Origin of the sequence: Clostridium thermopalmarium DSM 5974 (assembly GCF_002995795.1) — a bacterium.
GTDB classification, from domain to species: Bacteria; Bacillota; Clostridia; order Clostridiales; family Clostridiaceae; genus Clostridium_H; species Clostridium_H thermopalmarium.
Genome location: NZ_PVXN01000048.1, coordinates 1 through 11,418, shown reverse-complemented (window position 1 = coordinate 11,418; position 11,418 = coordinate 1). Strand labels below are relative to the sequence as shown.

Here is an 11,418-nt window from a genome sequence, read left to right as displayed (position 1 = left end):
GGGGGAAGGTGTATCTATATACATGGCCTACGGCCTTTTTCCCTTCCAAAATTTCAATAAAATAGAAAAAATCTAATTTCCTATAAAGAAAAAAGCTTTACTGGAAATTAGATGCGAAATCTCTGTTTTAGTGAAATCTATGTTGACACTTAAAAGCTATTATGATAATATAGTTTAATGCATGAAAGTATAGAAAATACTATGTTAAAACGCTATTTTAAAATAATTAATTATGATGAATTAATCTATTTTTTTTGGTTATACTAACAGGATGAGCGTGTATATTCTAGAATTATTAGCAATTCATAGAGTGTCTGCGTTTTTTGTTATTCTTATGCGAGGGGTGAAAATTTTAATGGTACATCCTATTCAAATCGGTAAAAGAACGAGAATGAGCTTCTCAAAAGTTAATGAAGTTTGTCCTATGCCAAATCTTATTGAAGTACAATTAGATTCATATCGATGGTTTTGGGAAGAAGGACTAAAAGAAGTTTTTGACGATATTAATCCTATCCAAGATTATACAGGAAACCTTGTTTTAGAGTTTACTGACTACAGCTTAGATAAGGATGCTATCAAGTATTCCGTAGAGGAATGCAAAGAAAGAGATGCAACCTATGCTGCACCTTTAAAAGTAAAGGTAAGATTATTTAACAAGGAAACAGGAGAGGTTAAGGAACAAGAAGTCTTTATGGGAGATTTTCCATTAATGACACAACAGGGTACGTTTGTTATTAATGGAGCTGAAAGAGTTATAGTAAGTCAGCTTGTTAGGTCCCCAGGAGCTTATTATGGATTTGATGTAGATAAGACAGGAAAAAAACTATTTTCTTCAACGGTTATTCCTAACAGAGGAGCTTGGTTAGAATATGAAACAGATTCTAACGATGTTATATATGTAAGAATTGATAAAACAAGAAAATTGCCGATAACTATTCTAATAAGAGCTTTAGGAGTAGGCAGCGATGCTGAAATTATAGAGTATTTTGGTGAAGAAGAAAGACTTAAGGCTACAATTGAGAAAGATAACACTAAGACTAGAGAAGAAGCACTACTTGAAATATATAAAAGATTGAGACCAGGTGAACCACCTACAGTTGATAGTGCGGTTTCACTTATAAATTCATTATTCTTTGATGCTAAAAGATATGATTTATCTAGAGTTGGAAGATATAAGTTTAATAAGAAATTAGCAGTTTATATAAGAGTGCTTAATCAAGTAGCTGCTGAAGATGTTGTTAATCCACTAACTGGAGAAATTATAGTACAAAAAGGCGAAGTTATTGAGAGAGAAAAAGCACTTGAAATTCAAAATTGCGGTATAAATGTTGTAAATATTCAAGTTGAAGATAGAGTTATAAAAGTAATAGGAAATAATTTTGTAGACATACATAATTTTATAGATTTTGATATTTCTGATTTAAAAATAAAAGAATATGTACATTATCCGACATTAAAGAAAATTCTTGATAATTACACAGATGAAGAGACCATAAAAGAAGAAATTAGAAAAAATATACATGAATTAATTCCAAAACATATAGTAGTAGATGATATTTATGCAACTATTAGCTATGAATTAGGATTACCTTATGGAATCGGAGACGTTGATGATATAGATCATTTAGGAAATAGACGTTTAAGATCGGTTGGAGAATTATTACAAAATCAATTTAGAATTGGATTATCTAGAATGGAAAGAGTAGTCAAAGAAAGAATGACTATTCAAGATCAAGAAGTTATAACACCTCAAGCATTAATAAATATTAGACCAGTGGCAGCTTCAATTAAAGAGTTCTTTGGAAGTTCTCAGCTTTCACAGTTTATGGATCAAACAAATCCATTATCTGAATTGACACATAAGAGAAGATTGTCAGCTTTAGGACCAGGAGGACTTTCAAGAGAAAGAGCAGGTTTTGAAGTAAGAGACGTTCACCACTCACATTACGGAAGAATGTGTCCTATAGAAACTCCAGAAGGACCAAACATAGGCCTTATCAACTCTCTTGCATGTTATGCTAGAGTTAATGAATATGGCTTTATAGAAACTCCATATAGAGTAGTAGATAAAAAACTAGGCAAAGTTAAAGATGAAATAGTCTACTTAACTGCAGATGAGGAAGATCAATATTTAATAGCTCAGGCTAGAGAACCACTTGATGAAGAAGGACATTTCATTGATAGTAGAGTAACTGTTAGAACAAGAGAAGATGTAATAGTTGTTTCAAAAGATCAAGTTGATTTGATGGATGTTTCTCCAAGACAAATAGTATCTGTTGCTACAGCTATGATTCCATTCCTTGAAAATGATGACGCCAGCCGTGCTTTAATGGGATCAAACATGCAGCGTCAAGCAGTACCTTTAATAAAGCCAGCGGCTCCTATAGTTGGTACAGGAATAGAATATAAGGCAGCGGTAGATTCAGGAGTACTTCCAAAGGCAGAACATGATGGAGTAGTTGTGTACGCAAGCGCTAATGAAATCAGAGTAAAAAGAGATTCTGATGGAGGATTAGATAGATACAAACTTCTTAAGTTTAAAAGATCTAACCAAGGTACCTGCATAAATCAGAGACCTATAGTAAGTAAAGGTGAAAGAGTAAAAGCTGGAGATGTATTAGCAGATGGACCATCAACAGATTTAGGTGAAATAGCACTAGGCCAAAATATACGTATGGGCTTTATAACTTGGGAAGGATACAACTATGAGGATGCTATGCTTGTATCTGAACAACTTGTTCGTGACGATATATTTACTTCTATTCATATTGAAGAATATGAAGCAGAGGCTAGAGATACAAAATTAGGACCGGAAGAAATAACAAGAGATATACCTAATGTAGGTGAAGATGCTCTTAAGAATATAGATGAAAGAGGAATAATTAGAATTGGAGCCGAAGTTAGATCAGGAGATATACTAGTAGGTAAAGTTACTCCAAAAGGAGAGACAGAACTTACGGCTGAAGAAAGACTACTTAGGGCTATATTTGGTGAAAAAGCAAGAAAAGTTAGAGACACTTCACTAAGAGTTCCTCATGGAGAAGCTGGAATAATTGTAGATGTAAAAGTATTTACAAGAGAAAACGGTGATGAACTTCCTCCAGGCGTTAATGAGTTAGTAAGATGCTATATAGCTCAAAAGAGAAAAATTTCTGTTGGAGACAAGATGGCAGGAAGACATGGTAATAAAGGTGTTATATCTAGAATATTACCAGAAGAAGATATGCCATTCTTACCAGATGGAAGACCGCTTCAAATATGCTTAAATCCTTTAGGAGTTCCATCACGTATGAATATCGGTCAGGTTTTAGAGGTTCATTTAGGATGGGCTGCTGCAGAAATGGGTTGGCATATTGCAACACCTGTATTTAGCGGTGCTTTAGAAGAAGAGATTGTAGATCTTCTACATGAAGCAGGTTATGATGGTGACGGTAAGACTGTTTTATATGACGGAAGAACAGGAGAACCTTTCGATAATAGAGTTACTGTTGGATACATGTATATATTAAAACTTCATCATTTAGTAGATGATAAGATACATGCAAGATCAACAGGTCCTTATTCATTGGTTACTCAACAACCATTAGGAGGTAAAGCTCAATTCGGTGGCCAAAGATTTGGAGAAATGGAAGTTTGGGCTCTAGAGGCATATGGAGCTGCACACACACTCCAAGAAGTTTTAACTGTAAAATCAGATGACGTAGTTGGTAGAGTTAAGACATATGAGGCTATAGTTAAAGGAGAAAACATTCCAGAACCAGGTGTTCCAGAATCATTTAAGGTTCTTATAAAAGAACTTCAAGCTCTTTGCTTAAATGTAAAAGTATTAAGCGATACAAATGAAGAAATAAAGATAAAAGAGTCAGTGGATGAAGAAATGGAAGACTTAGGTGTTAATATTGAAGGAACAGAGGATGAAGTGCTTCCTGAACCTAAAGACGATGAATTAGATGAGCCAGTAGAAGAAGATATAGATGATATGCCTGATATGGATGAATTTGATGATATTAAGTTAGACTATGATTTGCCATTAGATGAAATTGGAGATGGGCTAGAGTTAGAAGATTTCAATGATGAACATTAATGCGGAGGGAGGATTTACCCTTGATAGAATTAAATAATTTTGAAGCATTACAAATAGGGTTAGCTTCACCTGAACAAATAAGGGAATGGTCTAGAGGTGAAGTTAAGAAACCTGAAACCATTAATTACAGAACTTTAAAACCTGAAAAGGATGGATTGTTCTGTGAAAGAATATTTGGACCTATGAAAGACTGGGAATGTCACTGCGGTAAGTACAAAAGAGTAAGATACAAAGGTATAGTCTGCGATAGGTGCGGAGTAGAAGTTACAAAATCTAAAGTAAGACGTGAGAGAATGGGGCACATAGAACTTGCTGCTCCTGTATCTCATATTTGGTATTTCAAAGGAATACCATCTAGAATGGGACTTATACTTGATATGTCCCCAAGAGCTTTAGAAAAAATATTATACTTTGCTTCATATGTAGTTTTAAATCCAAAAGAAACTCCACTCTTAAAAAAGCAGTTGCTAAGTGAAAAAGAGTATAGAGAGTGTATTGAAAAGTATGGAGAAAATGCATTTGAAGCTGGTATGGGAGCAGAAAGTATAAAGAAATTGCTTCAAGAAATTGATTTAGAAAGCTTGTCTGCTGAATTAAAAGAAACTTTAAAAACTAGCACAGGTCAAAAAAAGGTAAGAACTATAAGAAGACTAGAGGTAGTAGAATCATTTAGAAAGTCTAATAATAGACCAGAATGGATGATTATTGATGTTATACCAGTAATTCCTCCTGATTTAAGACCTATGGTTCAACTTGATGGAGGTAGATTTGCTACATCAGATTTAAATGATCTATATAGAAGAGTTATAAATAGAAATAATAGATTAAAGAAGCTTCTTGATTTAGGAGCCCCAGATATTATCGTAAGAAATGAAAAAAGAATGTTACAAGAAGCAGTTGATGCTCTAATAGATAACGGTAGAAGAGGAAGACCGGTTACAGGACCAGGGAATAGACCTTTAAAATCATTATCAGATATGCTAAAAGGTAAGCAAGGAAGATTTAGACAAAACTTGCTTGGTAAGCGTGTTGATTACTCTGGACGTTCAGTTATCGTTGTAGGACCTGAATTAAAAATGTATCAATGTGGTCTTCCAAAAGAAATGGCCCTTGAGCTATTTAAGCCATTTGTTATGAAAAAGCTAGTAGAAAGCGGCGCTGCTCACAATATTAAAAGCTCTAAGAAGATGGTTGAAAGAGTTATGCCGCAAGTATGGGATGTACTGGAAGATGTTATATCTGAACACCCAGTATTACTAAACCGTGCTCCTACTCTTCATAGACTTGGAATTCAAGCTTTCCAACCAGTACTTGTTGAGGGTAGAGCTATTAAACTTCATCCATTAGTATGTACAGCATACAATGCAGACTTTGACGGAGACCAAATGGCTGTTCACGTGCCGCTATCGGTTGAAGCACAAGCAGAAGCTAGATTCTTAATGCTTGCAGCTAATAACATCTTAAAGCCATCTGATGGTAAGCCAGTATGCGTACCTACCCAGGATATGGTTTTAGGGTCATATTACTTAACTTTAGATAAGGATGGAGCAAAAGGAGAAGGAAAAGCCTTCTCAAGTCCAGATGAAGTATTAATGGCTTATCAACTAGGTGAAATAGATATCCATGCAAAAATTAAAGTAAAAATGACCAAGGAAAAGGATGGAAAGATTATTAGTGGTATAATCGAAACTACACCTGGAAAGTTAATGTTCAACGAATCAATACCACAAGATTTAGGATTCGTTGATAGGAGTAAGCCAGAAAATGAATTTAAATTAGAAATTGATTTCCTAGTAACTAAAAAGAATTTAGGAAAAATAATAGATAAATGTTATACAAAATATGGTCCAACTATGACATCCACAATGCTTGATAAGATAAAAGCTAAAGGATATCATTATTCTACAATAGGAGCTATAACAATATCAGTATCTGATATGACAGTACCAGCAAATAAGAATCAATTATTAGCAGATACTGATGCTGCAGTAGATAAAATTGAAAAAATGTACAGAAGAGGTTTCATATCTGAGGATGAAAGATATGAAAGAGTTATTGAAAAATGGACTCAAACTACAGAAGATGTTGCTAATGCACTTATGGAAAACCTTGATAAATTTAACCCTATATTCATGATGGCAGACTCAGGAGCCAGAGGTTCTAAGTCTCAGATTAAGCAGCTTGCAGGTATGAGAGGACTTATGGCTAACCCATCTGGTAAAATTATAGAGTTACCGATAAGAGCATCCTTCAGAGAAGGTCTTGATGTGTTAGAGTACTTTATATCTACTCACGGAGCTAGAAAAGGTAACGCAGATACTGCTCTTAAAACTGCTGACTCAGGATATTTGACAAGAAGACTTGTTGATGTTAGCCAAGATGTTATAGTAAGAGAAGAGGACTGCGGAACAGAAGAAGGATTTGAAGTATCAGAAATTAGAGAAGGAAATGAAGTAATTGAATCATTAACAGAAAGACTTCATGGTAGATATTCAGCAGAAGATATCATAGACCCATCTACTGGAGAAGTTATAGTACCAAAGGATACTTATATGGATGCTGATTTAGCAGAGAAGGTAGAAAAGTCCGGAATCAAAAAGGTAAAAATTAGATCTGTATTTACATGTAGGTCAAAACATGGTGTTTGTGCTAAATGCTATGGTATGAACATGGCAACTGGAATGAAAATAAATATTGGAGAGTCGGTTGGTATAGTTGCAGCTCAATCTATAGGTGAGCCAGGAACTCAGCTTACAATGAGAACCTTCCATACTGGTGGAGTTGCTGGAGCTGATATAACTCAAGGTCTTCCAAGAGTTGAGGAGTTATTTGAGGCTAGAAAGCCAAAAGGACTTGCAATAGTAACGGAAGTGTCAGGTACAGTAAAAATAGAGGAAACTAAGAAAAAGAGAATTGTGCATGTTATAGATGATGATGGTGTAGATAAGAGCTATGATATTCCATTTGGTTCAAGAATAAAGGTTGTTAATGGTGCTAGAATAGAGGCTGGAGATGAAATAACTGAAGGTTCAGTTAATCCACATGACATAATGGCAATAAAAGGACCAAAGGAAGTTAAAAATTATCTACTATCAGAAGTTCAAAAAGTTTACAGACTTCAAGGTGTTGATATAAATGATAAACACTTAGAGGTTGTTATAAGACAAATGACAAGAAAAGTTAAAGTAAAAGAATCCGGAGATACTGACCTATTACCAGGAACCTTAGTAGATATATTTGATTTTGAAGAGATAAACCAAAAGATGCTTGAACAAGGTGGAGAATTAGCTACAGGAGAAGTAGCTTTACTAGGAATTACTAAGGCGGCTCTTGCTACAGACTCCTTCTTATCAGCAGCATCTTTCCAAGAAACAACAAGAGTACTTACTGATGCAGCTATAAAAGGTAAAGTAGATCCACTACTAGGATTAAAGGAAAATGTAATAATAGGTAAGTTAATTCCTGCTGGAACAGGAATGATGAGATATAGAGCTATAAAATTAAGTACAGACAAATCAAAAGAAGAACAAAATGTTAGTGAAGCTTAATATTGATTTTGTTGACATGTGGAATGTAAAATGATAAAATACATTTTGTGTGTAATGATTATGATTAGAGGCAAATAGAAATATTTGTCTCTAACATAATGTTTTAAGGGGGTTCTCGGATGGTTCAAAGAATTGAAGGGGAAAAGGTAATTGGTCTCAAACAGACTCTAAAACACATAAAAAGTGGAAAAGGAAAATGTCTGTATATAGCAAAAGATGCTGAAGAAAAATTAACCAACCCTGTTATTGAATTAGCCAAAGAGAAATCAATCCAAATTATATATGTAGATACGATGAAAGAATTAGGAAAGCTTTGCGGGATAGATGTAGGAGCATCAGTAGCTTTAATTCTTCATTAATAATAATTATGCTAAACACTAAATTTATATAGCTTAAGTTTTAAAATACTAAGGAGGTGGAAAAATGCCAACAATTAACCAATTAGTAAGAAAGGGAAGAAAGTCAGTAGAGTATAAGTCAGCATCACCTGCATTAAAACAAAGCCCACAAAAAAGAGGTGTTTGTACAGTTGTTAAAACATCAACACCTAAGAAACCTAACTCAGCTTTAAGAAAAGTAGCAAGAGTTAGACTTACAAACGGATATGAAGTTACAGCTTATATCCCAGGAGTAGGACACAATTTACAAGAGCACAGCGTTGTTTTAATCAGAGGTGGAAGAGTTAAGGATCTTCCTGGTGTTAGATATCACATAATCAGAGGAGCATTAGATGCTGCTGGTGTTGCTAACAGAATGCAAGGAAGATCTAAGTATGGTGCAAAGAAACCAAAACAAAAATAATAGTTTTTGAAAATAGTGCTATGTCTTCGGCATTTATATAGATTATAATAAATCAATTAGTATTTTGCAGAAGAGAGCACTTTGCGGTGTGGTTACCGAGTACCTATGAATTAAATACACTATGTTAAGGAGGGAAGAAAAGTGCCAAGAAAAGGAAATACGCCAAAAAGAGATGTTTTACCAGATCCAGTATATAATAGCAAAGTAGTTACAAAATTAATCAATAACGTAATGTTAGATGGTAAAAAGGGAGTAGCTCAAAGAATATGCTACGATGCATTCAATATTGTTGCTGAAAAAACTGGAAAAGACCCAATGGAAGTTTTCGAAGCTGCAATGAATAACATCATGCCTCTACTAGAAGTTAAAGCTAGAAGAATTGGTGGTGCAACATACCAAGTTCCTATGGAAGTAAGACCAGAAAGAAGACAGACTTTAGGATTAAGATGGTTAATTGAAGCCGCTAGAAAAAGAGGCGAAAAGTATATGAGAGAACAATTAGCAGGAGAGTTAATGGACGCTGCTAATAATACAGGTGCAGCTGTTAAAAAGAGAGAAGATACACATAAGATGGCAGAAGCTAACAAAGCATTTGCACATTACAGATACTAATATAGATTTGGATATAAAACTGTTTTGGGCATCCCGAAGCAGTTTTATACAATTTTTTAATTTCTGTTTTTAAGGCTTACAATTTACTTGTTGAGAGGAGGAAGAACATGGGTAGACAATATCCATTAGATAAATTTCGTAATATCGGAATAATGGCTCACATAGATGCTGGTAAAACAACATGTACTGAGCGTATATTATTCTATACTGGAAAAACTCATAAAATAGGTGAGACCCATGAAGGTGCAGCTACAATGGACTGGATGGAACAAGAACAAGAAAGAGGTATAACAATTACTTCTGCTGCAACAACATGTTTTTGGAAGGATCACCAAATAAACATTATAGACACACCAGGACACGTAGATTTTACTGTAGAGGTTGAAAGATCTCTTAGAGTACTTGACGGAGCTGTTACTATACTTGATGCAAAAGGTGGTGTTGAACCACAAACTGAAACTGTATGGAGACAGGCGGATAAATATCACGTACCTAGAATGGCATTTGTAAATAAGATGGATATATTAGGTGCTGATTTCTATATGTCAGTTAATTCCATTAGAGAAAGATTAAATGCCAATGCAGTACCAATACAGCTTCCTATAGGAAAAGAAGACAATTATCAAGGACATATCGATCTTATTAAAATGAAGGCTATAATCTTTGACCATGAATTAGGCCAACATTTTGAAGAGATTGAAATTCCAGAAGATATGAAAGAACAAGCAGAAGAATACAGATCAGCTATGATTGAAGCTATAGTTGAAACTGATGAAGAATTAATGATGAAGTACTTAGAAGGTGAAGAAATAACTGAAGAAGAAATTCATGCTGCTTTAAGAAAGGCTACTATTTCTAATGAAATAGTTCCAGTACTTTGTGGTACTGCATATAGAAACAAAGGTATTCAACACCTATTAGATGCTGTTGTTGCTTATTTACCAGCACCAACTGATATACCAGCTATTAAGGGAACTAATCTTGAAGGAGAAGAAGTTGAGAGACATTCATCAGATGATGAACCATTAGCTGCTTTAGCATTCAAGATAGCTACTGACCCATTCGTAGGTAAATTAGCATTTGTTAGAATTTATTCAGGTATAATGACAAGTGGATCGTATGTATTAAATAGTAACAAGAACAAAAAAGAAAGAATCGGAAGACTTGTTAAAATGCATGCTAACCATAGAGAAGAAGTTAATGAATTATACGCTGGAGAATTAGGTGCGGTAATAGGATTAAAGAACACAACTACTGGAGATACACTATGTGATGAAAACAATATAGTACTTCTTGAGAGCATGGAATTCCCAGAGCCAGTTATTCGTGTAGCTATTGAGCCAAAAACAAAGGCAGCTCAAGAAAAGATGGGTATAGCTTTAGCTAAGTTAGCTGAAGAAGACCCAACATTTAAGACATATACTGATGAAGAGACAGGTCAAACAATTATAGCAGGTATGGGAGAACTTCACCTTGAAATCATAGTTGACAGACTTCAAAGAGAATTTAAGGTTGAATGTAATGTTGGAGCTCCACAAGTTGCTTACAAAGAAACAATCAAGAAGGCTGTTAAGGCTGAAGGTAAGTTTGTAAGACAATCAGGTGGACGTGGTCAATATGGACACTGCTGGATAGAATTAATACCTCATGAAGGTGAATATGAATTTGAAAATGCTATAGTTGGAGGAGTTATACCAAAAGAATACATTCCAGCTGTAGATAATGGAATTCAAGAAGCAGCTCAAAACGGTATATTAGGCGGATATCCAGTTATAAACTTCAAAGTTAGATGTTATGATGGATCATACCACGATGTTGACTCATCTGAAATGGCCTTTAAGATTGCAGGTTCTATGGCATTCAAAAATGGTATGGCAAAAGCAGATCCAGTACTTCTTGAGCCAGTAATGAAAGTTGAAATAACAGTTCCAGAAGAATATATGGGAGATGTTATGGGAGACGTTAACTCAAGAAGAGGCAGAATTGAAGGTATGACTGCAAGAGCAGGTGCTCAAATTATATCAGCATTTGTTCCATTAGCTGAAATGTTTGGATACGCAACAACATTGAGATCTAGAACTCAAGGTAGAGGCGTTTACAGCATGGAATTTGATCATTATGAAGAAGTTCCAAAGAATATAGCTGAGAAGGTTATAGGAAATAAATAATTAATTATTAAATAAATTAATAAATAGTTATGGGAGGAATAAAAAATGGCAAGACAAAAGTTTGAAAGAACAAAGCCACACGTAAACATAGGAACAATAGGACACGTAGACCATGGTAAGACAACAACAACAGCAGCAATCACAATGACACTAGCAAAGACAGGTGGAGCAGAAGTACAAAAATACGAAGATATCGATAAAGCAC

At 34.7% G+C, this 11,418-nt stretch carries 7 protein-coding genes; all 7 read left to right on the top strand.

Going from position 1 to position 11,418, the window contains the following annotated elements; all coding sequences use genetic code 11:
* Window positions 1–355 precede the first annotated feature (355 nt).
* The gene (rpoB, locus tag CPAL_RS08780) at window positions 356–4,084 is read left to right on the top strand and encodes a DNA-directed RNA polymerase subunit beta (RefSeq protein ID WP_106024443.1); all 3,729 of its coding nucleotides are present in this window, start codon (window positions 356–358) and stop codon (window positions 4,082–4,084) included.
* A gap of 20 nt (window positions 4,085–4,104) precedes the next feature.
* Window positions 4,105–7,632: a DNA-directed RNA polymerase subunit beta' gene (gene rpoC, locus CPAL_RS08775; RefSeq protein WP_106024442.1), complete on the top strand. Its 3,528-nt coding sequence runs from the start codon at window positions 4,105–4,107 to the stop codon at window positions 7,630–7,632.
* A 119-nt stretch (window positions 7,633–7,751) separates the two neighbouring features.
* Window positions 7,752–7,991, top strand: coding sequence for a ribosomal L7Ae/L30e/S12e/Gadd45 family protein (locus CPAL_RS08770; RefSeq protein ID WP_061858388.1), 240 nt, complete (start codon window positions 7,752–7,754; stop codon window positions 7,989–7,991).
* A gap of 64 nt (window positions 7,992–8,055) precedes the next feature.
* Window positions 8,056–8,433, top strand: coding sequence for a 30S ribosomal protein S12 (gene rpsL, locus CPAL_RS08765; protein ID WP_061858389.1), 378 nt, complete (start codon window positions 8,056–8,058; stop codon window positions 8,431–8,433).
* A gap of 141 nt (window positions 8,434–8,574) precedes the next feature.
* A complete protein-coding gene (gene rpsG / locus CPAL_RS08760) occupies window positions 8,575–9,045 on the top strand; it encodes a 30S ribosomal protein S7 (protein WP_061858390.1) in 471 nt (156 codons plus the stop codon).
* Between the two features lie 107 nt (window positions 9,046–9,152).
* On the top strand, window positions 9,153–11,213 hold the full coding sequence (fusA, locus tag CPAL_RS08755) for an elongation factor G (RefSeq protein ID WP_106024441.1): 2,061 nt from the start codon (window positions 9,153–9,155) through the stop codon (window positions 11,211–11,213).
* 45 nt (window positions 11,214–11,258) lie between these two features.
* Window positions 11,259–11,418, top strand: a 160-nt coding sequence (locus CPAL_RS08750; RefSeq protein ID WP_242976277.1) for a GTP-binding protein, incomplete at its 3' end; no start/stop codon positions are given.

Excerpts from the sequence above, each read along its gene's own strand:
- rpsL (WP_061858389.1), top strand. The coding sequence starts at position 8,056 with ATGCCAACAATTAACCAATTAGTAAGAAAGGGAAGAAAGTCAGTAGAG.
- fusA (WP_106024441.1), top strand. The coding sequence starts at position 9,153 with ATGGGTAGACAATATCCATTAGATAAATTTCGTAATATCGGAATAATG.
- rpoB (WP_106024443.1), top strand. The coding sequence starts at position 356 with ATGGTACATCCTATTCAAATCGGTAAAAGAACGAGAATGAGCTTCTCA.
- CPAL_RS08770 (WP_061858388.1), top strand. The coding sequence starts at position 7,752 with ATGGTTCAAAGAATTGAAGGGGAAAAGGTAATTGGTCTCAAACAGACT.